Source organism: Actinomadura keratinilytica (assembly GCF_039539665.1).
Taxonomy (GTDB): Bacteria; Actinomycetota; Actinomycetes; order Streptosporangiales; family Streptosporangiaceae; genus Spirillospora; species Spirillospora keratinilytica.
Genome location: NZ_BAABDO010000035.1, coordinates 1 through 26,043 on the forward strand (window position 1 = coordinate 1; position 26,043 = coordinate 26,043).

General features: G+C 72.3%; 23 protein-coding genes. 6 read left to right on the plus strand and 17 right to left on the minus strand.

Annotation, left to right across the window (positions count from 1 at the left end):
- The 4 genes from ABD879_RS14065 to ABD879_RS14080 form a co-directional block, all read right to left on the minus strand.
- The coding region (locus ABD879_RS14065; protein ID WP_345021431.1) for a hypothetical protein at positions 1-1,301 on the minus strand (1,301 nt) is incomplete at its 3' end.
- On the minus strand, positions 1,294-2,049 hold the full coding sequence (locus ABD879_RS14070; protein WP_345021433.1) for a DUF8175 domain-containg protein: 756 nt from the start codon (positions 2,047-2,049) through the stop codon (positions 1,294-1,296). The genes ABD879_RS14070 and ABD879_RS14065, both read right to left, overlap by 8 nt.
- The gene (locus tag ABD879_RS14075; protein WP_345021435.1) at positions 2,046-2,345 is read right to left on the minus strand and encodes a hypothetical protein; all 300 of its coding nucleotides are present in this window, start codon (positions 2,343-2,345) and stop codon (positions 2,046-2,048) included. Before ABD879_RS14075 ends, ABD879_RS14070 begins: the two co-directional genes overlap by 4 nt.
- Positions 2,338-2,727, minus strand: a complete 390-nt coding sequence (locus ABD879_RS14080; protein WP_345021437.1) for a DUF6668 family protein — start codon at positions 2,725-2,727, stop codon at positions 2,338-2,340. The genes ABD879_RS14075 and ABD879_RS14080 overlap by 8 nt, the downstream gene beginning before the upstream one ends.
- Here ABD879_RS14080 and ABD879_RS14085 point away from each other — a divergent pair.
- The 5 genes from ABD879_RS14085 (at position 2,717) to ABD879_RS14105 (ending at position 7,839) form a co-directional block, all read left to right on the plus strand.
- Positions 2,717-2,896 (plus strand): hypothetical protein, encoded by a 180-nt coding sequence (locus ABD879_RS14085; RefSeq protein WP_345021439.1) that lies wholly within the window; start codon positions 2,717-2,719, stop codon positions 2,894-2,896. The two genes, ABD879_RS14080 and ABD879_RS14085, sit on opposite strands and share 11 nt — an antisense overlap.
- Before the next feature lie 823 nt (positions 2,897-3,719).
- Positions 3,720-4,667: a lytic transglycosylase domain-containing protein gene (locus ABD879_RS14090; protein WP_345021441.1), complete on the plus strand. Its 948-nt coding sequence runs from the start codon at positions 3,720-3,722 to the stop codon at positions 4,665-4,667.
- 24 nt (positions 4,668-4,691) lie between these two features.
- On the plus strand, positions 4,692-5,294 hold the full coding sequence (locus tag ABD879_RS14095) for a hypothetical protein (RefSeq protein WP_345021443.1): 603 nt from the start codon (positions 4,692-4,694) through the stop codon (positions 5,292-5,294).
- 65 nt (positions 5,295-5,359) lie between these two features.
- Positions 5,360-7,315, plus strand: a complete 1,956-nt coding sequence (locus ABD879_RS14100; RefSeq protein ID WP_345021445.1) for a type IV secretory system conjugative DNA transfer family protein — start codon at positions 5,360-5,362, stop codon at positions 7,313-7,315.
- On the plus strand, positions 7,312-7,839 hold the full coding sequence (locus ABD879_RS14105) for a hypothetical protein (RefSeq protein WP_345021447.1): 528 nt from the start codon (positions 7,312-7,314) through the stop codon (positions 7,837-7,839). Before ABD879_RS14100 ends, ABD879_RS14105 begins: the two co-directional genes overlap by 4 nt.
- Positions 7,840-7,848: 9 nt before the next feature.
- On the opposite strand, the gene ABD879_RS14110 is transcribed toward ABD879_RS14105, so the two are convergent.
- The 13 genes from ABD879_RS14110 to ABD879_RS14170 all read right to left on the minus strand — a co-directional run bounded on the left by ABD879_RS14110 (position 7,849) and on the right by ABD879_RS14170 (position 23,176).
- Positions 7,849-8,880 (minus strand): ATP-grasp domain-containing protein, encoded by a 1,032-nt coding sequence (locus ABD879_RS14110; protein ID WP_345021449.1) that lies wholly within the window; start codon positions 8,878-8,880, stop codon positions 7,849-7,851.
- A complete protein-coding gene (locus ABD879_RS14115) occupies positions 8,880-9,881 on the minus strand; it encodes a TauD/TfdA family dioxygenase (RefSeq protein ID WP_345021451.1) in 1,002 nt (333 codons plus the stop codon). Before ABD879_RS14115 ends, ABD879_RS14110 begins: the two co-directional genes overlap by 1 nt.
- Positions 9,878-10,780 (minus strand): TauD/TfdA family dioxygenase, encoded by a 903-nt coding sequence (locus tag ABD879_RS14120; protein ID WP_345021452.1) that lies wholly within the window; start codon positions 10,778-10,780, stop codon positions 9,878-9,880. Before ABD879_RS14120 ends, ABD879_RS14115 begins: the two co-directional genes overlap by 4 nt.
- The gene (locus tag ABD879_RS14125; protein ID WP_345021454.1) at positions 10,777-11,685 is read right to left on the minus strand and encodes a phytanoyl-CoA dioxygenase family protein; all 909 of its coding nucleotides are present in this window, start codon (positions 11,683-11,685) and stop codon (positions 10,777-10,779) included. Before ABD879_RS14125 ends, ABD879_RS14120 begins: the two co-directional genes overlap by 4 nt.
- The gene (locus tag ABD879_RS14130) at positions 11,682-12,962 is read right to left on the minus strand and encodes a DegT/DnrJ/EryC1/StrS family aminotransferase (protein WP_345021456.1); all 1,281 of its coding nucleotides are present in this window, start codon (positions 12,960-12,962) and stop codon (positions 11,682-11,684) included. Before ABD879_RS14130 ends, ABD879_RS14125 begins: the two co-directional genes overlap by 4 nt.
- Positions 12,963-13,008: 46 nt before the next feature.
- A complete protein-coding gene (locus ABD879_RS14135) occupies positions 13,009-15,957 on the minus strand; it encodes an HAD-IIIC family phosphatase (protein WP_345021458.1) in 2,949 nt (982 codons plus the stop codon).
- Positions 15,947-16,876: a TauD/TfdA family dioxygenase gene (locus ABD879_RS14140; protein WP_345021460.1), complete on the minus strand. Its 930-nt coding sequence runs from the start codon at positions 16,874-16,876 to the stop codon at positions 15,947-15,949. Before ABD879_RS14140 ends, ABD879_RS14135 begins: the two co-directional genes overlap by 11 nt.
- Positions 16,877-16,956: 80 nt before the next feature.
- Positions 16,957-17,937 carry an isopenicillin N synthase family dioxygenase gene (locus ABD879_RS14145; RefSeq protein WP_345021522.1) on the minus strand — a complete coding sequence of 327 codons (981 nt, stop codon included), beginning with the start codon at positions 17,935-17,937 and terminating at the stop codon, positions 16,957-16,959.
- A 12-nt stretch (positions 17,938-17,949) separates the two neighbouring features.
- Complete coding sequence (locus tag ABD879_RS14150; RefSeq protein WP_345021463.1) at positions 17,950-18,801, minus strand: radical SAM protein; 852 nt, start codon at positions 18,799-18,801, stop codon at positions 17,950-17,952.
- A gap of 51 nt (positions 18,802-18,852) precedes the next feature.
- Positions 18,853-20,151 carry a radical SAM protein gene (locus ABD879_RS14155; protein WP_345021465.1) on the minus strand — a complete coding sequence of 433 codons (1,299 nt, stop codon included), beginning with the start codon at positions 20,149-20,151 and terminating at the stop codon, positions 18,853-18,855.
- The gene (locus tag ABD879_RS14160; protein ID WP_345021468.1) at positions 20,151-21,641 is read right to left on the minus strand and encodes a radical SAM protein; all 1,491 of its coding nucleotides are present in this window, start codon (positions 21,639-21,641) and stop codon (positions 20,151-20,153) included. The genes ABD879_RS14155 and ABD879_RS14160 overlap by 1 nt, the downstream gene beginning before the upstream one ends.
- Before the next feature lie 26 nt (positions 21,642-21,667).
- Complete coding sequence (locus ABD879_RS14165; RefSeq protein ID WP_345021470.1) at positions 21,668-22,846, minus strand: asparagine synthase-related protein; 1,179 nt, start codon at positions 22,844-22,846, stop codon at positions 21,668-21,670.
- A gap of 177 nt (positions 22,847-23,023) precedes the next feature.
- On the minus strand, positions 23,024-23,176 hold the full coding sequence (locus ABD879_RS14170) for a hypothetical protein (protein ID WP_345021472.1): 153 nt from the start codon (positions 23,174-23,176) through the stop codon (positions 23,024-23,026).
- Positions 23,177-24,738: 1,562 nt separating this feature from the next.
- Between ABD879_RS14170 and serS the strand changes: the two genes are divergently transcribed.
- Complete coding sequence (gene serS, locus ABD879_RS14175) at positions 24,739-26,019, plus strand: serine--tRNA ligase (protein ID WP_345021474.1); 1,281 nt, start codon at positions 24,739-24,741, stop codon at positions 26,017-26,019.
- Positions 26,020-26,043 lie beyond the last annotated feature (24 nt).

Sequence of the window (26,043 nt, forward strand, 5' to 3'; positions counted from 1 at the left end):
GGTCCACCACCGGCCGCACCGCCGCCGGCACCACCGGCCGCGCCGGCGCCACCTGCGGCACCGCCCGCCGGTCCGCCGCCACCGGAACCGCTGCCTCCGCCGGAGCCTGCGCCGGAGCCGCCGCCACCGGGACCGCCGGACGGCGGCGCGTTGTCGTCGTCGCCGCCTCCGCCCGAACCGGACGGACCCTTCGGCCGCGCCGATCCTCCGCCGGAGGGACCGCCTCCCGAGCCGCCACCGGTCGAGCCGCCACCGGTCGGGCCGCCACCGGTCGGGCCGGCGCCGGAGGGACCGCCGCCTCCGCCTCCGCCGCCCGAGGAGTTGTTGCCTCCGCCGCCCCGGAGGTTGTTCACCATCCGGGCGCCCAGCGGCAGGTAGTCGGCGGCCGCGCTGGCCGTCCGCTCGGCGACGTCACCGCTGGTGGACGACACCATCGGCACGATGAACCGCATCAGCGCGGGCAGTGCCAGCACCGCCATGATGATCAGGATGATGCCCTGGAGCTGGGCCATCGAGTCGCCGTGCATCGCCCGGAAGGCGACGGCGTAGATGGTGGCCACCACCGGCTCGTACAGCAGGTACGCCACCAGCCACGCGATCAGCTTGCGGAACCAGGCGCGGCCCTGCGGGGTGATGCTGGCCGCGCCCGCCAGCGGAAGCGCCCCGGCCAGCAGCACCAGCATCGCGCTGCGCACCACCATCATGGCGAGCTGGATCACCGACGACAGGATCGCCAGCAGGGCCACGATGAGGATCACCGCCGGCATCACCGGCAGCAGCGCCCCTCCGAACAGCGCGCTGATCTTGCCGAGGTTGCCCTGGACGTCGCCTTCGGTGGAGGCGTCCAGGATCCACACCGAGTAGGAGTGGCCCGCCTCGATCGCCAGCCGCACCGCCGCCGTCACCGTGAAGACGGCGACGACCATGGTGAGCAGCCCGGAGAACGCCTCGCGGAACGGCTCGCCGCGGCGCTGCCAGGCGGTCTTGCCCGCGGCGAACAGCAGCCCCAGCACGGCGACCCAGGTGACCAGCCACCCGGTCCGCTCGCGCATGAAGTAGACGGGGTCGTCGGGGTTCTCGCTGAGGGTGGGGTTGGGAACCTTGACCCACCACGTCAGCAGCACCTTGAGGATCTCGATCGCGGCGTCGGCGAAGGACTCGGCGACCATGTCGACGATGGATCCGGCGAGCGCCCCGCCGACCGCCTTGGCCGTGTCGTCCAGGCACCAGGGGAGGACGGGCACGATGCCGCAGCCCACATCGGCGGCGGCCTGTGTTGCGACGACCGAAATGTCAGACACCTCCCCAGGGAGTGAAGCCGGCCAGTGACGAGACGAGCTGCTGCGAGTTCGACGGCGACCCGTTCGGCTTGAGCTCGAGCTTCCAGTCGCCGGCCTGCCATTTCACGGTGACCGCGCTCACCGACATCTGGCCGTTGGAAAAGCGCATGACGAGCTGGACGACCGCGGTCTGCGGGTCGTAGGTGACGAACTGGAACCCGGCGATCTGCCCCAGACTGCCGGGCGTCACGGCGTCGACGCCGCGGTTGCCGCGCAGCTTGAGGTAGGCGTCCCTGCCGGGACCGGGGACCACCTGCTCGTCGGCGATGACACGCCACTGGCGGGAGAAGACGTAGCGGGAACTGAGGTGGACGGCGGCGATCAGCGCCCCCACCGGGGTATGCGCGAAGCAGCGGGCCACCTCACCGTCGGCACTGACGTTGAGAGGGCCCGCTGTCGACGAGTACGGCAACGCCATCGTCTTGTACACCTGCCAGGTGATCCCGGTCGGCGGTCCCGTCGGGATCTGCTGTGAGGTGTCACCCGGACGGCAGCCGTTCGCGGGAGCCTGCGTCGCGCCGTTCGCGGGAGTCGCACTGGCCTGGGGGGCGGTCGACTGCTCGGAGCGCGGTGCGGGACTGCGGATGAAGGTCACCGCGCCCAGCACCGCCACGACCGCCAGGAACCCGGCCGACATGAGGAAGGCGGGACGCCGGAACGGGCTGGAGTCCTCCAGCCCGTCATCGGTCGTCGAGCGTCGCTCGGTCATCCGACCAGGGCACCCACGAGCGCGGACGCCGAACCGGCCAGGATGCAGGCGGCGGCCACCCAGGCCAGCCCCGACGCGTGCGCGCCGCCCTCACCGTGGCGGTGCATGACCGCCATCCGGCCCGCCGCGATCAGCACGCCCGCGACGCACAGGCCGAAAACGACCCAGGCCACCCACCGCAGGATCTTCAGCAGCTGGTCGGCGCCGGGCGGGGCCTCGCCCTGCCCGGGGTTGGGAACGTCGGCGGCCACGGCGTGGAGCACGTCTACCGCGGCGGTGAACAGCGTGCTAAACATGCGTTCCTCCAGTGACGATGCGTTGGAGATCGGCGGCGAGCTCGGAGAACGCCGGCGGCAGTTGGATCTGGTCGGGGGGCTCTCCCAGCCGCAGCGCTTCGACCCAGGGCAGCTCCCACACCCGTGGGAACGCTCCCGAGATGAGATGCAGCAACTCCCGCAGCGGTTTCGGCCGTCGGCCGGGTGCGTCGGCGACCACCGCCAAGCCGACCACGCGCACGGTCGGGAGTCCGCCGCCAGCCCACTGCCGCGCGGCGGCCTGAGCGGCGCGCAGACCGCCCGCGTGGCCGCGCGCCACCAGCACGACGTTGGCGTACGCGGGCGGGTCGGGCACTGGCCAGTACTGGCCAGAGGCCATCCCGCCTCGGACGATGCCAGCCACCGTTGACGTCCCCGCGCCGCCGTGGCAGCTGGTGAACCACCACGCCGGGCCGGGGCCGCTGTACCGGAAGAGCCCCAGCTGGCTGGTGGGCGGCGGTGCCTGGCGAGGCTGGAGCACGACATGCGGCCGCACCTTGGGCTGGTCGCTCGGCGGACTGCCCGTCATGTAGGTGGTCGCCCCTGGTACGAGGTAACGCGGCCCGGAACCGTCCAAGGGGACACCATTCATGGTCATAGTCCCTTCGACGCACCGAGGATGTCCCCTGGTTCAAAAAGCATCTCCAGGGCAGGTCGGCATGCTATAGCATCGGCGCGCCATGATCGCGGGCTTTTTGAACCGTTACATTACGGTTGACCTGTCGAAGGAGGTCAGGGCAAGCCAATCGGCGGTCGGCCAAGGGGCGCCACCTCCCTTGGCCACCACAGGTGAGGGGCGATTCTTATTCGTGACTACAAGATTCGCCGACCCCCCATGCGGGTGGCTGACCAGCACCGATGTCATTCGTCCCGGCGGGCGCCGCGGCCGCGGGCCGCGGCGCCGCGCCCCGGGACGGCCCGCGGGGCCGCGCCCTGCCCGCGGCACCTCCCCGGCGTCCGGGGCGCCCGCCGGCGCGCAGCCCGTCCCGGAAGCCGTGAAACGCCACCGCGCCCGGCTGCGTCGTACGTGTCGATGCGAGCCGTGACCCTTTACACCCACCGGAACGCCCGTAGCGACGGGCGTTTCGAAGCGTGCGCGACCGTCGCGGCCGCGGTGCGCGGCGCACGGCGCCGTGCGCGGCGGTGCGGCGCGCCGAGGCGCCGCGGTCGGGCCGCCCCTCGCCCGCCCGGCGCCGCCGGGCCGCCCCCTGGAGGCCTGCCATGAGCCGTCATGCCGGTCGTGTCGCCGCCTTCCTGCGTTCCCGCTGTGCGCTCCGCTTTACCGATGACGGCGCCTTTACACCGGTCACCGTGTTGATCGGGGGCGGACTCGCATTCGTCATCACCTTTGTACTGATGGTCACCTTGTTGTTCGGCGGCGGTGCCGCCAACGCGTGCCCGTCAGGTGGAACCGCCAATCAACCCGAGGCGTCCGAGGAGGCGAACTCCATCCCCCGCAACTATTTGCGGCTCTATCAGCAGGCCGGACAGAAGTATGGCATTCCGTGGAATGTTCTGGCGGGCATCGGTAAGGTGGAGACCGACCACGGCCGGTCCAACCTGCCCGGTGTCAAAAGCGGTGAGAACTCCGCCGGCGCCGGCGGTCCCATGCAGTTCCTGCAGTCCACGTGGAACGCCTACGGGGTCGACGGCAACGGCGACGGCCGCAAGGACCGCTACGACCCCGAGGACGCCATCCCCGGCGCCGCCAACTACCTCAAGGCCAGCGGCGCACCGGAGGACATGCGCAAGGCGATCTTCGCCTACAACCACGCCGACTGGTACGTCGACGACGTCCTGGAGTGGGCCGACAAGTACGCCAAGGGGAACTTCGAGGTCGGCGGCGACAACGGGTCGGCGGCCGAGTGCGAGCCGGGACCGCAGGCCACGGGGAGCTATCCCCCCGGCACGAAGTGCCCCGCGGGGGCGGCCATGGGCGCCGAGAACATCACCAACCGGATGCGCTGCGTCCGCGACCAGATCAAGGCCCTGTTCAAGGTGCCGCGCGGCATCGGCTGCTACCGCCGCGAGGGCGGCATCACCGGCGGCGGCGAGCACCCGCTGGGCCGGGCCTGCGACTTCATGATCAGCAGTGGTGCGCCGACGGCGGCGGAGGCCCAGCTCGGCAGCGAGATCGCCGCCTGGGCGCAGGCCAACGCCAAGAACCTCGGCATCTACTACATCATCTACCGGCAGCGCATCTGGAACCCGTCCCGCGCGGACGAGGGCTGGCGGCTGATGGAGGACCGCGGAAGCATCACCCAGAACCACTTCGACCACGTCCACATCTCGGTCAACCCCTGACCCACCGAGGAGAGAGCGCAAGCCATGACCCTTCCCCGGCGGCCGGGCCCCCTGACCGCCCTGGCGGCGGCGCTGGCCGTGGCCGCGACCGCGTGCGGGGGGCAGGAGCCCCGCCGTCCCGTGACGGCCGCGACGACGGCCGCCCCGTCGCCCACGCCGACGGCCTGCCGGCCCACGGCGTCGGCCAAGACCCCCGAGGGCGGGCTGCCGGATCCGAAGGACGTCGACCAGCGTGACGCCACCGCGGTCGCCCGGGCCGCCGTGACCGTGATGTGGACCGTGGACTCCGCGATCGACCGCGGCCAGCGCGACGCTTACCTGCGCGCCTGCCCCTACCTGACCCCCGATTACGCCGCCCGCGTCGCCGCCGAGCAGGCCGTCGGCCCGCTGCCGCAGCAGTGGCGGGACCACCGCGCCTACGCCGAGGTCCGTCTGGAGCTGCGGCAGCCGGAGGGGGATCTCGACCCGGACACGCCCACCATGGCGTATCGCCAGTGGCAGGTCACCGTGACCCCGACCGGCCGCGACGAGTGGAAGGGCCGCACCGTTCGGGCCATCGCGTTCGTCACCCTCACGCGCGCCTCCCCGCGCGATCCGTGGCGCGTGGCCCGGGTGAGCACCGCCTGACCGGGCCCGTCCGACCAGGCCGTCCGACCAGGACCGAGCACGCGGAATGAGACGGAGGCAATGCCATGGGCCGTGACAGGCCGAGATCCGACGAGGTCGACGACGCCGCATACGCGTTCCTCGTCACCGTCGCCAACACGATCGTGGCGGTGGCGGCGTTCGGCTGCTTCATGATCTGGCTGGCCGGGCAGCTCTCGGGCCTGCTCAGCGGCAACGGCTGGCCCGACTCCGGTCCCAAGGACTGCTTCGGGGTCGCCTACCGGTTCCTGCGCGATCCGCTGGATCCCGCGGCCGCCTGGCCGGCCGCCGCGGCGCCGGACCTGGGGCCGCTCTGGCTGCTGTGCGCGATCCTGCTGGTCTTCCTGGCGCTGACGGGCTGGGCCGCGTTCTGGCTCGTGCGGTTCGCGCTGAACTGGCGGCGGCGGCGCGAGTTCCGGCGGCTGCGCCTCGGGTTCGCCTCGGGCAACGAGATCCGCAAGATGCTCAGCGAGAAGGCCGTCCTGAAGAAGGCCGGGTCGGTGCGGCCGTCCACCAAGGGCAAGAGCGGGGTCAAGCCGACCGACGTCGGGTTCTACCTCGGCCGCGACATCAGGTCCCGGCAGAAGCTCTACTCCTCCGTGGAGGACGTGTTCATCATCCTGGCCCCTCCGCGCCAGGGAAAGGACGTGCACTTCTGCGCCCCCTACACCATCGACGCGCCGGGCGCCTGCATCGTCACCTCCACCCGGGCGGACGCCTTCACCAACACCTACGCCATGCGCGCGAAGATGGGCGAGGTGCACGTCTTCGACCCCAACGGGCTGACCCGCTGGCCCCAGCAGCTGCGCTGGTCGCCGATCAAGGGGTGCGAGGACCCGAACGTGGCGGCGCTGCGGGCCGGCACGTTCGTGGACGCCAGCGGTTTCGAGGTGACCGGTGACGCGGCCTTCCTGGTCGCCGCGCAGACCTCGATCCTGCGCTGCTACCTGCACGCCGCGGCGATCGGCGGGCGCACGATGCGCGACGTCATGCGCTGGGCCTTCCAGCCGAACAACACCGAGCCCCTGCAGCTGCTGCGCAAGGGGGAGGCCGAGGGCACCGCGCCGATGGGGTGGGCGGGCCAGTACGAGTCCCTGATGGTGGCGAACACCAGCATGGGGGGCCGGATCTGGCCGGGTCTGATCCAGATCCTCGCCTGCTTCTCCGACCCCCGGGTGCTGGACGCGTGTTCTCCCCCGCCGGAGGAGACCTTCGACATGAAGCGGTTCCTGTCCGGCCGCAACACCCTCTACATCCTGGGCAAGGAGCAGAAGACCGGCGGTATCGCCCCGGTGGTCACGGCCATGATGGAGGACCTGTTCGACTCGGCCCGCAAAGAGGCGACGAAGATGCCGTCGAGCCGGCTGGACCCGCCGCTCACCGTCGAGCTGAACGAGGCCGCCCACATCTCGCCCATGCCGAGCCTTCCGGCGTACATGGGCGACTCGGGCGGTTTCTCGATCGCCCTGCACGTCTACCTGCAGTCGCTGTCCCAGGCCCGGGCGCGGTGGGGGGACCACGAAGCGATGATCATGTGGGACAACGCCGCCGTCCGGGTCATCATGGGCGGCGCGGGCAACGTGGAGGACCTCGAGGACGTCTCGCGGCTGATGGGCAAGGTCCGCGGCAAGGACGTGCTGTCCCCGGACGAGATCCGGACGCTGAAGTTCGGCAGCGCGGTCGTCGTCGCCCGCTCCGCCCGCCCGGTGGAGGTGCAGCTCACCCCGTGGTGGAAGCGCGAGGACGGCGACGAGATCGCCAAGGGCAAGGCGGAGACCGAGAAAATGATCACGGAGATCGGCAAGACCCCCCGGGGCCTCGGCGGGTCCACCCCCACCGCCCCTGCCGCGGCTCCCGCCGGTGACGGAGCGGCCGGCGGAGCCAACGGCATCGGCAACGGGGACCTGACGGCCAAGCCTCAGGGACCCAACGGGGCCGCACAGCAGGCGCCCGGCGCCGACCAGGGGGAGCAGCAGGTGCGCGTCGACGGAGGTACGGCATGACGGTGGAGGAGCCCCGGGCGCTGAGCTCGGCCGACGTCCAGGAGCTGGCGGACCTGCTGCGCAGGCAGCAGCAGCTGCTGGAGAGGCTCATCGAGCTGCTGGACGACCGGCTCGCCCCCGAGCCGGCCCCGCCCGCGGAGGCGCCGCCGCCCCCGCCCGGCCCCATCGACTGGACCACCCTGACCGGCCCGGAACGCAGCCGGACGCTGCACGAGCTGGCGACGTTCGTCGAGAGCACGGTGCACCACTACAAGCTGCCGCTGGCGATCCTGCCGTGCTGGTGGCGGCATCCGGAGGTCATCGAGGAGCTGACGGCGCTGTGGCAGGTCCGGAAGGAGACGTTCCGTCCCGGGGTCAAGCCGAGCGCCGCCATGCAGTGGCACGACGCCCTGTACAAGATCCGCGACCGGGTCTCGGTGTTCCTGAGCTCCTGCCGCGAGGGGCACATCGAACCCGCGTACGGCACCTGGATGAGCGACGCGCAGCGGGCGGAACTGGCGGCGTTCATCGCCCAGCAGGGGTGACGCGGCCGGTCACGCGCGGGTGATCTCCGGAAGCCCGTCGGGCCCGGCGCCGAGGACGAGGCCGAGGGCGGCGAGCCGTTCGGAGATCTCCCGCAGGTCCGCGCCGCTCACCGTCAGGCGGCTGGTGGCGAAGGTGCACCGCTGCGGTTCGAGCACCGGGGGACCGGTCCAGGGCACCTCCACCGCCAGCGACCGGGCCGCCAGGCGGCCGCGGGCGTCGGGATCCACCGGCAGGTCGAAGACGCGGACGCCGGCGGCCATCGCGCCGACGCGCACCGTGCCGGCCAGCCGGGGGTTGATCTCCAGGACGAGCGGTTCGGCGGCGTCGCCGACCACGAACTCCACCTCGATCCAGCCCGTGCAGGCGGACGCCGCGACGATGGCCTCGGTGATCTCCAGCATCCTGGCCCGGAGGCGGGGATCGAGGTCCGGGGCGGGGCAGACGCGCGGCCGCCGGAACGGCGGCAGCAGGTCGGTGCGCGAGCGGCCCTTGTCGACGATGGGCAGGGTCGCCACGCGGGTGCCGTCGGCGCAGGCGAGCACCGAGTACTCCCGGCCGTCGACGAAGCGTTCGGCGTACTCGTCGGCGCCCGGCTCGACCGGGCCGGGGCCGTCCACGAGCCGCATCCCGTCGCCCTCGGTCCCGTACCGCCGCTTGATCACCCATCGTCCGGCGGGGGCGGCGCCCGGCCGCGCCGGCGGCCCCGGCGGCACGGGAACCGACAGCTCGCGCAGGAACTTGCGCATCGCGACCTTGTCCAGCCCGAGCGCGGCGCATTCGGGGTTCTGGGCGACGACCCGGATGCCCCGCCGGCGGAGCGCCGCCGCGATGTCGATGTCCCGCGGCAGGGAGACATGGCTGGAGTGGAAGACCACCGTCCGCGCGCCGGACCGCAGCAGCCGCGCCTCCAGGCGGTCCCGGTCGTCCGCGCGGTCGCTGACGCAGTGCACGTTCTGCGGCGGGGCGGTGCAGAAGTACCGGAACCACGGGTGGACGCTGCGGGACACGACGACGTGGTGGGCGTCGGCCGGCGAGGACATCACTCCTTGCGGCCCTCCGGCGAGTACGCGGCGTCGGACCGGTGCCTGCGCCCGCCCGAGTCGTCCGCGAACGGGGCGGCGACGCTCCGCCGCCAGGCCGGGCGGCCGATGCGGGTGCGGATCAGCAGCCGGTCCGCGCTTTCGCCGGCCCCCTCGCCTGCGCCCTCCGCGGTGTGCACCGGCCCGCGGCGGTGCAGGCAGCGGTGGTTGTCGAACACCAGGATCTCCCCCTCTTCGAGACGGTGCGACAGGTACGGCCGGGCGCGTTCGGCGACCTCCGCGAACCGGCGGCACAGCGACGTGATCCAGGGCGCGTCCCGGGGATGGGCGGCCGCGGCGCGCTCCAGCGAGCCGCGCATGAAGCGCAGGCCCTCGGGACCGATGACGGGCTGGTGCACGACCCGCGACCCGAGCGCCTCGTCGAGCACCCAGGGGATCTTCCGGGCGGCCAGCTCCGCGCGCAGTTCCGCGGCCGACCGCAGTTCCCGGGCGATCGCCGTCCACGGCAGGATCTCGGTCCGCCCGCCGGCGGCGGCCGGTGTCACGCACAGCAGACAGGTCAGGTCGTTGGTCCGCGGCCAGCCGGGGCTGTCGACGTGCCAGGCGAGGGCGTCGTCGGAGCCGGGGTCCACGACGATCTCCTGCATGACGCGCGACCACGACCGGCGGTAGGGGTCCTCCAGTCGGCCGAGGCATACCGACAGCGCGGCGAGGACCGGCGGTGACGGCGGCCCGGCCGCGCGGACCAGGGCGACGTGCGGCGGCGTGTCGAGCAGCCGCCGCACCCGTGCGCACGCCCGCCGCCACTCCTCGCCCGCCCGGTCCGCGAGGGCGTCGCGCAGCCCGCGCTGCGCGTCCTCGTCGTGCAGGGTCGCGTCGTCCAAGCCCAGTTCCCGCCACAGGTCGGCCACCCGCGCCGCGGTCGGCTCGGACAGGGCCGTCCGGACGGCGGCGGGAAGCGGCTCGCCGGCGGGGCCGGCGCCCGGCGCGGACGGGATCATGAGCCGTCCGTCGGACGGGGGCTCCCGTCCGCGGTCACCTTGGTCCGCAGCAGCTCGCGGTCCGACGTCGCCAGGTCGCTGATCGCGGTCCGCGCGTGCAGGCAGTGCTTGTTGTCGATGATGAGCAGGTCGCCCGGCTCCAGCACGGTGTCCACCACGGCGGGGCACTCCTCGAGGTCGGCCTCGAACTCGGCCAGCAGCTTCTCCGTCGCGGGGTCCAGCTCGGCCCCTTCGGCGACGGCCTCGGAGACGGAGTACCGCAGCCAGCGGATCTCCTGTCCGCCCTCGGTGATCGCGGGCGCCCAGTGCACGCCGCCGCCGAGCTCGTCGGCGATGCGCCAGGGCAGCCGCAGGCCGGTGATCTGCTCGGTGAGCCGCCGCAGCCGCCCCGCCGGGGTGTCGAGCAGCGCCTTCAGCGTGAGCAGGTGCGAGCGACCCTCGCCGTTCTGGTCGGGCCGCACGCAGAACAGGCACGTGTAGTCGTTGGGCCCGTTCCAGTCGGTCCCGTCGGTGTGCAGGTGCTCGTTGAGCACGTGGCCGTCGACGACGCGGTCGGTCCGCGGCTGGATGTGCCGCACGACCTTGGACCACGGCTGCCGGTAGGGCTCGACGAGTTCGCCGAACGTGGAGCTGATGGAGATCAGCAGCTCCCGGCCGCGCTCGGGCGACAGCCCGCGCAGGAGCAGGAAGCCCGAGTGCCGGATGCGCCGGTGCGTCTCCGCGACCAGGTCGTCGAAGGCGGCCCCGGCCAGCTCGCTCATCCGCGCGACCGTCCGCCGCTGGTGCTCGCGGTCGCGGAGCACGGACTCGGCCACGTCCAGGCCCGGCGCGGCGGCGGCGAGCGACCGGGCCTGGGACGCGGGGACCTCCAGCAGGTGTTCGCTGGGCAACGGGTTCATCTGCGTCTCCCCTCGGTGGGCGGGTGCCGGCGGGGGTCCGGTCGGCTGTCCCCGGGCGAGGGCTGCCGCATGCGCGGACCCAGCCAGCGCGCCGGTCCGAGTCCGGGGCCCGCCGCGGGCAGGTCGTCGGACCAGTTGACGATGTAGGTGTCGGTGAGGCCGCGGTTCGGGTCCTCGAACAGCCCGCGCACGGCCGGCCCGACCCGTTCGAGCTGCTCGCGCGAGTGTTCGGGAAGGGGCTGCGCGGGCCGCGCCCACGCCGGCCGGTAGGACGCGGCGAACGCCCGCCGGGCCGTGCCGGTGCGGTTGGGGCCCACACCGTGGAACACCCGGTGGTTGATGACGATGGCGTCGCCCGCCCGGCAAGTGACGGTCGTCTCCTCCGGATGCTCCCGGTACCGCCGGTAGGGCATGGCGTCCCGGTGCATGCTCAGGTGCGAGTACGGCACCACCCGCATCGGCGACCGGTCGGGCGTGAGGTCGTCGAGGTAGCACAGCACCCGCACCAGCACGGGCGAGGTACCGCGGGCGCCGTGCAGGTTCGACCCGTAGGGATGGCTGTCGGTATGTAGCGCCATGCCGGGATAGCCCGGCTCCGACCGGGAGAAGCTCACGCCGAGGCAGACCACGTCGTCGGCGAACAGCTCGTCCAAGAAGTCCAGGGTCCGGGCGGACGCCGCCATCTCCAGGACGGCGGGGTCGGCCCGCCACTGCAGGTCGTGGGCGTACCAGTGGGTGTCGGTGTAGTTCGACCGGCGCAGCGGGATGCGCTCGGCGGCCTCCCGCAGACGGCTCAGCAGGGAGCCGTCGAGGTGCCCCGGCAGCACGGCGTAGCCTTCGAGTTCCAGGTTCCGGATGCGCTCGCCCGCGGTCAGCGCGTTCCAGTCGCGTTCGTCGATGGTCACCGTCGCGCTCCTTTCGAGCTCGCCGTCCGGGCCAGGTAGGCGCGCTCCAGCTTGGTCAGGGCGGCGCAGGCGTCGTCGATCTCGCGGGAGGTCCACCGCTCGTGCACGAACAGCGTGACGTGCCGGCCCGCCGCCGCTTCGGCGTTCGGCCAGGAGGCCCGGCCCGCCGGGCGGCGCGGACGGTCCGCCGCGCCCAGCGGCCACGCCCCGGGCTCGGCGGCGCGGACCTGGCGCTCGTACCACGGTTCCGCGGCCGGGATGTCGGCCCACACGCCGCAGGGGATCCCTTCGGCCCGCAGGGCCCGCAGGTATTCGGTCATGCTCACCCCCAGGCGGGCGAGGTCGAGCCTGATGCGGACGAACCAGTAGGCGGGGCTGCAGTCGGCCGCCACGCGGGGGACACCGGTGGCCTCCAGGCCGTGCAGGCCCGCGCGCAGCCGCGTCACGAGGTCGCGTCTGGCGGCCAGGACGCCCGGGAGCTTGGCGAGCTGCACGCGGCCGATGACCGCGGCGAGATCGTTGCCGTTGAAGTTCAGGGCCGCCTGGACGTTGCGGACCGCGTCCGCGCCCGCCGCCTTCCCGCGGTCGGAGAAGCGGCGGATCCGCTCGTACAGCGCCGGGTCGCGGGTGTGGACGACGCCGCCCTGCCCGCCCGTGCTGTGGTGCTTGTTCGTCATGGTGGAGTACACGGCGACGTCGCCGAAGGTGCCGACCGGACGGCCCCGGTACTCGGCCCCGTGCGCCTGGGAGCAGTCCTCGACGACCGGCAGTCCGTGGCGGCGCGCCAGAGCCAGCACCGGTTCCATGGCCACCGGCTCGCCGCCGATGTGGGCCACCACGATCGCCCGGGTCCACTCCGAGAGGCAGCGCTCGATCTGCGGCGCGCCGACGTTGAACGATCCGGGCGCCGTGTCGGCCACGACCGGGACCAGCCCCAGCAGCGGCACCGGCATGACGCCGCCGGCGTCGGTGACGGCCGGGACCACCACCTCGCCGGGGCGCCGCGGCTCCAGCGCGCCCAGCGCCACGTACAGCGCCGCGGTCCCCGAGCTCACCAGCAGGGCGTGACCGCCCCCGTGGTAGCGCGCGAACTCCGCCTCGTAGGCGCGCTGCTCGTCGCCGCCGTACCGGAAGTCGTCGCCGGTCTCGATGGTCCGCGCGAAGAAGGCGTCCACGGCCGCCCGTTCCTCCGGGCCGAACACCCGCCTGGGCGGGAACGGCCGCGTGCGCACCGGCTCGCCGCCGTCGACGGCCAGTCGTGCGGTCCGCGGCGTCATGTCGGCACCCGGCCCGGCGCGCGGGTCCGGGCCGCGCTGGCGGCGCTCACCGTTCCGGACGGGAGTGCCGGCTGCGCAGCTCGGTCATCAGGCGGGACACGTCGGGGGCGAACAAGGCGACGTTCTCCTTCTCCATCATGGCGGAATGGGCCCGCAGCCCGGCCACCGGGCGGATCGGGTAGGACCGGGTCTCGGTGCGCTCGCCGAGGACGCCGGCGAGCACGTGGTCGCCGCCGTCGCCGCCGCCGTCGTCGGCCACGGCGAAGACGTAGGTGCGGCTGCGGTGGCCGCCCGGCGTCGGCCGGTACGCGCGGGCGAGTTCCTGGTTCTTCTTCCACACGCATGCGCCGCGCAGCACGTCCAGCGGCGCCAGCTCCGGGATCAGCAGCCGGTTGCGCTGGTGCTCGTCGGCGTCGGCGAGCAGACGGGCGAGCAGTTCCCGCCACACGGCCTCGCGGCCGGCCGCGGCGTCCAGCGGCTCGGCCCCGGGGAAGATTTCGCGGTCCAGCGCCACCAGCGCCGCGGCGTCCGTGCGCCGCGGGTCGAGCAGGTCGAAGAAGCGGCCCAGCGCAGCGCCGGGGGCCGGTTCCGGCCGCGCCCCGCCCGGGTCCGCCCCGCCCGGCTCCGCCCGGCCCGGCTCAGGGGCCGGCGGCTCCCGCCCCGGCGGGTCGAACAGCACGAGGCCCGCCAACGCACCGCCCCCGGCCTCGACGGCGACGGCCGTCTCGTACGCCAGGAGCGCCCCGAACGACCATCCGGCGAGCACGACCGGGTCACCGCCGGCCAGCCGAAGGATCTCCGCGCGGTACACCCGTACCAGCGCGTCCAGGTCCAGGAGCGTCTCGTCGCCGGTCAGCTCGGGCGCCTGCGCGATCAGCACGGTCTGCTCGTCGCCGAGGGCGCGGATGAGCTCCAGATACCCGTAGCCCAGTCCGCCGGCCGGAGGCAGGAACACCAGCGGGACGCCGCGGCCGCCGCGCAGCCGGGTGATGACCGGGATGCGCGCCGGGGCCCTGTGCATGAGGTTCTCCGCCTGCCGGGCCACGGTGGGCAGCGCCAGCATCTCGCCCAGCGTGAGGACGACCCCGCACCGCTGCCGGATCCGCGCGCACACCTTCAGCACGTCGACCGACGTCGCGCCCCAGACGCCGAACAGGTCGTCCTCGTGCCACACGTCCTCGACGCCCAGCGCCTCCTCCCAGGCCTGTTTGAGCATCGCCGACCACAGGCCGAGGGTGCGCGGACGGCCGTCGTCCTCCCGGCGGGGGAACAGCGACTCGTAGAGGGCGCGCGCGTCGGCGGACTCCTCGGCCAGCCGCGCCAGGAACGCGTTGGCCGGCGGCGGAGCGGCCGAGCCGGCGGGCGCTCCGGCCTCCGGCTCGCGGGCCTCGCGGGTGTCGTCGGGGGGCGCGGAGGGCGGCGGCGACGCGGCGGCCTCGACGGTCAGCCGCATCCTGCCGCCGTCGTCGCCCTGCTCGATCCACTCGGCGCCCGCGCGGGTCAGGAAGGACCGGGCGGGGATGTTGCGGTCCGTCCGCCTGACCTCGAACACCAGCGCGTCCACCCCGCCGGCCGCCGCCCGGTCCGCCAGCTGCCGCAGCAGCCGGTGCTCGACCTCGCGGTGCAGCACGCGGCAGCTCAGCATCCAGGACCACACGTGCAGCGCGGCGGGGGTGAGGGAGTACTCCAGCACGCCCGTCAGGCCGTAGTCGCCGAACCGGTCCGCCACCTCGGCGACCAGGCACACCCGGCCCTCGTCGGCGAGGTCGCGGGCCACCGCGGCCTGCGTCCTGCGGGACGGGCAGGTGGTGAACTGGGTGACGCGGTCGCTCATCTGGGCGATCCGCGGGACGTCCTCGGGGCGCGCCTCCCGCACGCACAGCCGCAGGTCCAGGTCCGCCAGGAACCGCTCCCGGTCGGCCGCCTGCGCCATGGCGCGCCTGCGGCCGACCTCGGCCCGGTACTGCTGCGTGCGGTCCACGGCGACCGGGCCGGTGTCCGGCGGGTCCAGCAGCCACGCGTGCTCCAGGAACGCGCCGACGTCCTTGTCGTCCTGGGGGAAGCGAAGGGTGTGGACGGCGGGCATCTCGGCGCGCATCCGGGCGCACTCCCCGGGATTGTCGTCCACGAAGACGAACGATTCGGGTGCCGCGTTCAGGTCCGCCGCGGCCCTGCGCAGCTTCGTCGGCTTGGCCTCGAACCCGGCCTCGACCAGGGCGAAGTCGTCGAGCGTCAACGGAAAGTCGTGCTCGTCGAAGGCCCGCTCCACGTCCTGGCGGGCGTTCTGCGTCACCAGGCAGAGCAGGACGCCCTGGCGCCGGCGCTCCAGCAGCATGCGCTGGAAGGACTCCCGCCCCGGGCCGAGCCGCAGCCCCCGCTCGCCGGACTCGGCGCAGACGCCCTCCCACAGCGTGTAGTCGGCGTCCACGGCGATCACCTTGACCGGGCGCCTCTCCCGGGCGTGGACGGCGCGGGCGATCTCGGCGGCGAACGCGGTGTGCAGCTCGTTGCCGTAGACGGGTTCGCCGTCCACCTCCTGGCAGCTCGCGTCGCCGACCCGGTACCGGGGCACGACCTGCGACGCCGTGATCAGGGTCGTGCGCTGCGCCCTGCTCAGCCGGTCCACCAGCTCGGCTTCGCACCGCGCCACGTCCGCCGCCGACGCGCCCGGCGGCGAGGGGTAGAGGCACACGATCGAGCCGACGGCGGGACCGCCCGGACCGTCCAGGCCGGCGAGGAACGCCGACAGGTTCTCCGCGAACCGCTCCCGCCGCGCGGCGCGGCCGTCCGGCGCCGCGTCCATCCAGTCCACCGTGCGCAGGACGACGATGTCCCAGTCGCGGCCGCGCCCGCCCGCCTGCCGCCGGAACTGGACGAGCCCGGCGGCGAGCTGGTCGAAGCGGACGTCCATGCCGAGCCGGTCGCACAGCCGCCGCAGCGGCCGCGACAGCGGGCCCGCCGGGAAGCTGGCCGCGATGGTGGCGCTAGTCCCCATCGGCCGCCCGGGCTCGCGCGGGGCCGCCGCCTTCCGCGGGCGGCCCGGTCAGGTCCACCTTGCAGTGCCGGACCCGCCGGCGGGAACGGGCCGGATCGGGGACGGCGTCGCGGGCGTGCAGGGCGCGGCGGTTGTTGACGACCAGCAGATCGTCCTTGCGCAGGAAGAACCGGTGCAGCCGCGCGCTGCTCAGCATGACGGTGTCCACCATGCGGATGAATTCCATGGTGTCCCGGTGCGGCAGGGCGCTACCGTACCGTTCCACCGCGGTGGCGACCCGGAACGGCTGCCAGCGGAGGCCCTCCTGGGTCAGCGGTACCGCCCGCAGCTCGCCGCCGCCCAGGCCGTCGTCGATCGCCCAGGGCAGGACCTCGCCGCTCAGCCGGTCGACGGCGGCGATACCGAGCCGGTCCTTGATCTCTTCGAGCGCGTCGTCCAGGGAGAGCAGCAGGGACACGCCCCCGCCCGACTGGTCGGGCTCCACGCACTGCAGCATCGTGACGTCGTTGGGTGCGGGCCAGTTGGCGCTGTCGGTGTGCAGCCATTCGGTGAGGACGCCCCACCCCTGCATCCGGGCCGACTCCCGCGGTCGGAGAATGCGCGTGGCCGTGTAGCTCGGATCCGGGTAGGGGTGCGCCAGGCGGCCGATGCGCCCGGCCAGGACACCGAACAGCAGAGCGCCTGAACCGAAGCCGACACCGCGGACCACGGTGTAGTAGGGCGGTCGGCGCAGGCGCGCGCGGATCTGTGCGGCAAGCGCGTCGATGGCGTCGAGCGGCAGTCCGTGCGCGGCGGCGACCGAGCGGGCGCCGTCCGGGGCGAGCAACGCCCTGTCGTCGAAGGAAGCGTCGTCCTGCACCGTGGAGTGCCCGAGGTCCTGCGGCCACCGCAGTACCGCATCGGCGCGTTCCGCGGCCATGGGTACGCCCGGAATGGTCTACCTCCTCGTCCTGTTGGTCGCTGATTCCCATCGGCCTGTCGTCCGCGGACCGCCGTGCGTCACCCTTGCGGGCCCGGCGCGGCTGGCGTCCGCTGCCGCCTGCTCTTGTAGGTCAGCCACTCCCCGGCGACGACGGGCCGCGGCCGCGGTTCGCCCGGCGCGTCCCGGAGCCGGAGCGGCTCGATGACGGCGTCCAGATTCGGGTTGTGGAAGAACACGATGCTCTGGCGGCGCGTCGCCCCCGCCGCCCCGGCCGGCGGATTGACGACCCGGTGCACGGCGGACCGCCACCGCCGGCCGGTCCAGTAGGCCATCAGGTCGCCGATGTTGACCACGAGCGTGCCGGGCGGGGCCGGCACGTCGAGCCACCGCCCGTCCCGGGTCTGGACCTGCAGTCCGCCGGGGGCGTCGTCGGCGGCGATCATCGCCAGCACGCCGAAGTCGGTGTGCGCACCCGCCCGCATGGCCCCGGCCTCTGGAGGGCGGTCCTGCTCCGGATAGCCGATCAACCGCAGGAAGTCCGCGCTGCGGTCCATCTTGTCGGCGAAGGCGGCCTCGGGAACGCCCAGCGCGTCGGCGAGCAGCCCCATGACCCGCCCGGCCAGCGCGTGCGCGGCGCGGTAGTAGTCCAGCAGCGTCTCGCGGAACCGGGCCGGACGGTCGGGCCACTCGACGGTGCGCAGGCCGGCGCCGGCGTACTCGGCGGAGCGTTCCGGGACGTCCGCCGTCCCGATCGCGAACGCCTCCTTGACATCGGCCGGTGCCGTCTCCCCGCCCGTCGACGCCAGGCTCTCGGTGCCGAGCGGCGTGTAGCCGCGCGAGGACCCCGGAAGGTGGAACCGGCGCTTGTAGTCCTCCGGGGCGTCGAAGAACTCCCTGGCGACGGCGTGGACGTCACGCAGCAGATCCGGATCGAGCCCGTGGCCGCGCAGCAGGAACAGCCCGAACTCGGTGCACGACTGCGCCGCCCGGTGGGCGGCGTCCCGGCGCCGCGACGCCGAGCCGGACAGGTGGTCGGCCAGGTCGATGGTCGGCGGCATGGTCACCGCCGATCACGCCGTTCGCTCGGCCAGCAGCTGCCCGCAACCGGCCTGGATGTCGCGGCCCTTGCTGGGCATGGGCTTGGCCATGAGCCCGGCGTCGGACAGCAGCCGCCGGAACTCGTCCACCCGGTGGTCGTCGATGCGGCGGAACGGGAAGCCCGGGATCTCGTTCCACAGCAGCAGATGCACCTCGAACAGCTCGGGCTCCAGCATGTCCACCAGGCGCCGGGCGTCCTCGATCCGGTCGTTGACCGACTCGAACATCAGGTAGTTGACGATGACGCGGCGGTCCCGCGTCCGCGCGAAGTGCCGTGCCGCCGTCAGGATCTCCTCGATGCCCCACTTGCGCGTCGTCGGGATGAGCTGCCGCCTGACCTCGTCGCTGGTGGCGTGCAGCGAGACGTGCAGCTGGAGATAGGTCGGCTCGTCGGCGAGCTGGTAGATGCGCGGCACCACGCCCGAGGTCGTCAGCGAGACCACCTCGATGTCGGTCCACTCGTACAGCCGGCGCGCGGCCTCCACCATGTTGTCGTAGTTGAGCAGCGGCTCGCCCATGCCGGACAGGGTGACGAAGCGCCACGGAACCGTCAGGCCGCGTTCGCGGCAGTCCTCGTCGACCCGGACGGCCTGGGCGTAGATCTCGTCGGCGGACAGGTTGCGCGCCGGACGCTGGAGCGCCGTGGCGCAGAACGTGCAGCCGATGGCGCAGCCGGTCTGGGTCGAAAGACACTGGCCCGGCCCCGCGTGGTGGGAGAAGAAGACGGTCTCGACACGCCGTCCGTCGTGGAGCGTCCAGAGGTATTTGGCTGTTCCCTCGTCGTCGATATGGCGCTCGGTCAGCCGGAGAACGGCATCGGTCATCGTCACCCCTGTCGAATGCACCCGGACGCGCGCCGGGCGGTGTCTGTCGCACTAGAGGAAGAAGCTGTGCGTCGGACGCGGGAGGACCGTGCGCAGGTCCTCGATCCACGCGCGTACCTCATGGAGGCGGTCCTCCCTGCGGAAGTGCTCGATCTCGCGGAAGAGCCGGTTGAAGAAGTACCCCCGGCCGTTGCTGGGACACTGCCGGGCGAAGCAGTTGGTGGTCCGGACCATGTCGAGGACGGCCCGCCGCTCCGGACCGTCCCAGATGTCGCCGATACTGCGCGCGGCGACGTTGCCGATGAAGTAGTCGGGATTGCCGTAGCGGTCGGAGCAGACGACCATGTCCCCGTTCGGGGTGATCTCCCCGAACCAGCCCGCGGCCAGGCAGCCGAACTCGTCGTTCTCCGCGGCCGCGGCGTCGTCCCGGTCCGGCTCGTCCGCGCCGCCGTCGTCGGGCACGACCACGTCGATTCCGGCGTCCTCCAGGCGCCGGCGCCACGGGGCGCCGGGGCCGACCACGCTCAGGAACCTCGCCACGGTGTCGTCGTTGATCACGAGCTGGGCCGTGTAGAAGGGGAAGGCGGGCCGGAAGATGACGTAGTCGATGCAGCCGTCCCCGTACTCGTCCACCAGCCGGCACAGGTGCTCGGCGGTGGCCTCGAGATCCGGCAGGTTGCGCTCGTCGACCACGACGGACACGCCGAAGAGCGTGGGCGAGCGGCGCTGCGCCCGCACCTCCGCCAGCCGGCGCAGGTTGTCCAGCACCCGCTCGGCGTAGTTCTTCCTGGGGTCGTAGTCGTGGTGCAGCTGGTGGACGTCCGGGCTGACGGCGTTCAGGCTGACCCGGACGAACACCAGGTTGGCGTCGAACAGCTCGCCGATGCGGCGCCGGTTCAGCAGGCTGCCGTTGGTGAACAGGCACTGCGGCAGGCCCAGCCGGTCGGCCTTCTGCGCCGCCGGATACAGCAGGGGGTTCATGGTGGGCTCTCCGCCGACCCACATGATCCCGATCCGGTCGGGCGCCAGATGGTCCAGGACGTGATCGATCTTGTTCTCCCGCATCACGGTCAGCGGTGTGGCGCGGGGATGGTTGAACACGTCGGTGTCGGACCAGTCCTCCCGGGCGCTGCGGCAGCTGCACCAGGGGCAGGAGAAATTGCACAGGTAGGTCGGGGACAGTTCGACGTGCAGCGGCTTGACCTCGTCGTACCGCCCCGCCAGGACCAGCTCCACGCGGTCTTCCCAGAAGACCCACTGGCCGGCCTCCTTGCGGGCCCGCCGGAACTGCTCCTCGTCCCCGTAGGCCGCCACCCGGTGGGGCAGCGGCCATCCGGTCCGTACCTTCATCAGACGAAGAACGAGTGGCCGAGCGGGTAGGTGACCTCGCGCAGGTCCTCCATCCACTTGCGCACCCGCTCGATCTCCCCCTGCTTGCGCAGGCGCTCGATCTGGTGGAAGACGCGGTTGTGGTGGTGCCCCCGGGAGTTGTGCGGGCAGAAGGTCTTGTAGCACTCCTTGGCGTTGATGGCGTCCAGGACCTTGCGGCGGCGCTCCCCGGTCCAGATCTCCTCGAGGGTGTTCTCGAACAGGTTGCCGATGGTGTACTCGGGGTTGCCGTAGGAGTCCGAGCAGAGCTGGACGTCGCCGTTGTGCCGGATCTCGCCGTACATCCCGTAGGCCAGGCACCGGGTGTCGTCGTACTCGGTCTCGTCCGGCGCCTCGCTGTAGGAGTCCTTGATCAGGATCAGCGGGATGCCCAGGTCGTTGAGGATCCGCCAGACCTCGCCGCCCTCGCTGACCAGGTCGAGGGCGCGCTTCTTGGTGTCCTCGCGCACCTGCGCCCAGTCCTTGTCGAAGTGCGAGTAGTTCATCACCGGCCGGGCGATGACGTAGTCGATGCCGGGACCCGACTCGTCCACCACCGCGCGGATCTCCTTGGCGGCGGCGACGGTGTCCTCCATGTTGCGCTCGTCGGTGATGAGGGAGATGCCGACGAGGGTGCGCGCGCCCCGCTCCAGTTTCCGCCTGGCGAGCAGGCGCATGTTCTTCTTGACCCGCTCGAAGTAGTCCCAGTCCCGCGGGTAGCCGTGGAACTTGCTGTACGCCTCCTTGGTGCCGCAGTTGAGGCTGATCCGGATGAGGATCGGGTCGGCGTCCAGGCACCGGTCGACTTCGAGGAACGTGCCGTTGGTCAGGAAGCTCGCGGTGATGCCCTTGCTCCGGGCGTAGAGCATGCCGTCGTAGGTGAACGGGTTGGCCGTCGGGTCGCCGCCGCCCCACACGATGCCCATCTGGCCGTCGGTGCGGTGCTCGGCGAGCTGGTCGATCACCCGGCGCAGCCCCTCCGGGTGCATCGTGTTCTTCTTCTCGACCTCGGTGTTGTGCTCCCAGGTGCCGCCCTCGACCCATCGGGTGCGGGTGACCCGCCGGGTGCAGTGCGGGCACTTGAAGTTGCACACCAGCGTGAAGATGCCCTCGAAGTGCGCCGCCGGGATCTCGTGGTAGCGGCCTTCGAGCACCAGTTCCGCACGCTGTTTCCAGTGCACCCACTGCGCCATGTACTTGGGCGCCTTGACGAACTCGGAATAGGTGCCGTACTCGCCCACCCGGTCCGGTATGGGATAGGCGGTGCGCCCTGCGATCTTGGGCAGCCAGGCGCCGGCGTAGGGCTGCAGGGGCGAGAGCATCTCCTCGTTGGAGAAAAGCGCCTCGTGGTCGTTGATCTGGAAGACCTGGCGGCCGTCGACGATGCCGTCCGGGCGCAGCGGCTCCAGGTCGCGCTTGTCGATCAGCGGCAGTCGGCGGTGCGGTACTCGCTTGCCGTCTGTACTCGTCATGAGTGGTGCTCCCGGGTCCGGGTCCGTTAGGAGTGATCGATCCAGCCGTGCTTGTCCAGCAATTGGCAGACATCGCACAGCCCGGACCATTCCACTGCGACGGCGGGCTGCTGGACGACCGAGCCACCGCAGTTCTCGCATTCGCGGTAGCGCGCCGACATGTCCACCGCGTTGCGCGCGTGCGCCGTGAACATCCAGTGCTCGATTCCCGGCCAGTACCACTGGATCTGGTCGGCCAGGTAGTAATAGAAGTTCCGGTCGGTGGGATTGAACTCCCACTGGTTGGGCGTGGTCTGCTTGGGCCGGTGCCCGGTGCGCCGCGAGTAGTACAGGTGCAGTTCGCGCTTCGGCGTGAACGCGAGCGGCAGGATGTAGGTGTAGGGCCCCACCTGGCGCCGGGGAATCGGACCGACGTCGAATCCGGTGGTGAAGGAGTTGAGCATGCCGGCGAGCAGGTCGGTCGTGTGCAGACCGAGGGCGATCTTCTGCACGCCGATCTCGTCGCCGTAGGCCTCCAGGACCCGCCGCGTGGAGTGGTGGTCGGCGTACATCGCCAGGTGCGCGTCCTCGGTCTCCATGAGATGCATGAGGATCTGCGCCATCGGCCGGTTGAGATGGAAGACCTTCTCGGCGTATCCGGCCTCGATGACATGGTGGTCGACACCGTGCCGCTGGGCGAGCCCGCGGGCGAAGTCGAAGGTCTCCGACCACTTGCTGTCGAAGTCCTGGAAGGTGGCCGCGTGGATGTTCAGGTCCGGTACGGCTCCGCTGTCACGGTAGGCGGCCAGCAGCATGAGCAGAGACCCGCTGTCCACACCGCCCGACAGGCCGAGGACGACCTGGTCGCCGCTCTCCAGCAGACCGAACTCGGCGATGGTGTCGCGCACCACGCCCTCGACGTGTGCCTCCGCGCCCTCCAGGTCGAGCGGGGTGGACTCCATGCGCAGCGCGCCCGTGGGGGCGACCCCCAGTCGCCGGTGCACGTAGGCGGCGCTGCTGTCCTGCGTCTGGTACAGCCGCCGGATGCCGACGATGTCGTACCCCTCGATCAGCCTGGCCACGTAGGTGCTGTTCGGGTCCAGTACGTGATTGTCGGGGACGATCTCGTCGTCTCCCCGGTACGTGACGGTGGAGGTGGGCGGAATCGCGTTTCGCAGCAACGCGGCAGCGACGGTGTCGCCGGGCTGGGTGATCAGAGAGTGCATTCCGCCTCGGCGGTCAAGCAGCGACAGAGTAGGCACGTGTCTCCGAGAAGTAAGAGAAGGCTTATGGGCAGGTAAGTTTCACGCCGGCCCGGCGCGCACTTCGGTACCGGGCACCCGAACTCGAGGTCGGGCGCCCGGCTCGATGTTTCCGCTGGATTACTTGCTGTTTCCGGTGAACTACTTGCTGGCGCGCGGGTCGGCGCAGCAGGTGCGGAAACGGATCAGGTCCGCTTCCCGCTTGGCCGTCGTCTCACGGAGCGCGGCCGACAGCGAGGTCGGGCGCACCTTGGTCGAGTCCGCGGTGCTCCGGGTGGGGGTGGTTGTGATCACTGCTGCCCTCCATAACGGACGACTGGGACGATCAAGGTCAACTCACCGTAGATCGAACTCTTGGAAAGTTCCAGGGGGGACGCCGGAATGGATTTGTTCACTGAGAGGCTCTTGCATAGCCGTCGGTCGCGGTGATAAGAAACACGGGGCTCTCAAGAGCCTGCGTCGCTATGCACTACGGGGAGGCAGGGTGTCGGCGGTCACCGGTAAACCCCCCAGTCGCCGCAGGTCAGGGTGTTATTACCGCATTCCGGAGCCGGCGGTGTCCCGGCGCCGCGCCACATCGGTTCCGGCAGGCCGCGGCCGCCCGGGTTTCGCATGACGCCGGGGACGCCGTCCGTCCCCTCCCACCTGATCAGACCACCGGCACGTACACCTCTTCCTCAGGGTCCCTCAGGCCGTTGCACCTGGGCGGTTGCTGCGGCGTTCGACCACGTTGTGCCGTCGACAGGGCGGCCGCATCGAGACGGGCCGGCCCGTCCGGTCTGTGATCGGCGCGTTCGCCCATGACGGCACCGAAGCCGCGACCCGCGGTCGGCGGCGGACCACCCGGCCGCCGCCCCACCCGCACACGAGATCAGCAGCAGCATGCAGAGGATGACCCGACACGACCTGAGCCATGTCCTGTCGATCCCGGTCATCGGCGGTTGCGTCGATCGGTGGGCCGGGCGGCCCGGCCGCAGACCGAGGCGGCGGCCGCCCGCCCGTTTCCGAGGCGGCTGCCTTCCCAGCGCCGCACCGACCGTGTCGGCGGCCGCCGCCCCCCGGGGCGTTCGTGCGGCCCGTCGGCGGTGTGCACGGCGTGCGGGGCCAGGGCGTCCAGCAGCGTGCGCAGCGTTGGGCGGGCAGGTCGGGTGGCAGGGGGCAGATGGCCGGTCCGGTGCCGTTCAGCGCGGTCAGCGCCTCGAACAGCCGCCGCCCGGGGGCCGCACGACGGCGTGCACCCAGCCGTTCACGGTCGAACGCCGTATCAACCGGTCCGGAGCGAGGCGCAGCGTCGTCACCGGACCGGCGGCACCCTGGCCGCCGCAGTGCTGCGGATCCGCCATGGGCCGTAGGACGCGGCTTGGAGGCGCTTCCATTTCCGATGCTTCCTTCCGGCCGGGCAGGCCGCGTGACCTCCCGCGGCCGGCGGCCGTGGTCCTTCGACTCGTCCCCGGCCTCTTCTCCATGGCCTTTCCAGCCGCGTGATCGCCGGGGCGAGCCGTTCGATCGGTTCCAGGCGTCCGCCGGCCCGGCCGAGGGCGTCGGTGAGCCGGGCGCCTGCGGCGGCTCTTCGGCGCCGCGGCGCGTCGGAGCGCCGGGCGGCAGGTCAGAGCGTCCACCCTCGCACACGCCGTAGGCTTGACGTGGCGGAATGATCCTGCGTCGTGCCGCCGTCCAACGGGCGCCGGGCACTCGCGGTGACGCTTCCGCCGCGGCGGGCCGGCCTCGCGCGTCCGGCCCGCCGCCGTGTCGGATGCCGGAGCGAAGGCCACCGCCGCGCGGTACAGCGCGAAGTCGATGGCCGCGGCCGACGACTCTCAGTAGAGTCGTCACGCTCAACAGCCTGGGAGGGGCAGATGATCGACCCGAATCTATTGCTTGAAGACACCGATGCCGTGGCCGCGGCGCTCGCCGGGAAGGGCGTTCCGGCGGAGTCGGTGCAGGAGGCCCGCGAGGCCCTCGTCGAGCGTCGATCGCTGCTGAGTGAGCTGGAGCGCAACCGCGCGGAGATGAACCGCCGCGCCAAGCAGGTGGGGCGGCTGAAGGCCAGCGGCGACCCGGCGGCCGAGGAGGAGCGCCGCCGGCTCACCGACCTCAAGGCCAAGATCACCGACCAGGAGAACGCCTACCGCAAGGCGGACGAGCGGTTCCGCGACCTGATGCTCCGCCTGCCCAACATCCCCGACCCGGCGGCCCCGGTCGGCCACGACGAGGCCGACAACGTGGTCGTGCGCTACGAGGGTCCGCCGGCCGAGGAGTTCAAGGCCGGCGAGTACCGCCCGCACTGGGAGGTCGCCGCCGACCTCGGCATCTTCGACGCCGAGCGGGCGGCCAAGCTGAGCGGGTCGGGCTTCGCCCTGCTCTACGGGGACGGCGCGCGGCTGCTGCGCGGCCTGGTGCAGTTCGGCCTCGATCTCCACCGGGAGACCTACACCGAGGTGCTGGTCCCCCACCTGGTCCGCGGCCCCCTCATGGTGGGCACCGGGCACCTGCCGAAGTTCGCCGAGGACGCCTACAGCATCCAGCCCGACGACCTGTGGCTCATCCCCACCGGCGAGGTGCCGCTGACCGGGCTGCACCAGAACGAGATCCTCACCCCCGACGAGCTGCCCCGGCGGTACATGACCCACACCGCCTGCTTCCGCCGCGAGGCCGGATCGGCCGGCAAGGACACCCGCGGATTCCAGCGGGTCCACGAGTTCCACAAGGTGGAGCTTGTGCGGATCTGCACCCCGGACACCGTCCAGCAGGAGTTCGAGGCGCTGCTCGCCGACTGCGAGCGGGCGCTGCGGACGCTGGGCCTGCCCTACCGGGTCGTCGACCTGTGCACCGGCGACCTGACCTTCTCCTCGGCCCGGATCTTCGACCTGGAGGTGTACGCCCCCGGCGTCGAGCGCTGGCTGGAGGTCTCCTCGGTCGGCAACTTCACCGACTACCAGGCGCGTCGCGGCAACATCCGGTACCGCACCGAGAGCGGCAAGACGGCCCCGGTCTACACGCTCAACGGCTCGGCCATCGCGACGCCGCGGCTGTGGGCGGCGATCATCGAGCACGGGCAGCGGCCGGACGGGTCGGTGGAACTGCCGGAGGCCCTCGAACCCTACGTCGGCACCCGCGTCATCAAGCCCAGGGGATGAGGCACGCGCCGTCGCCCGCCTGAG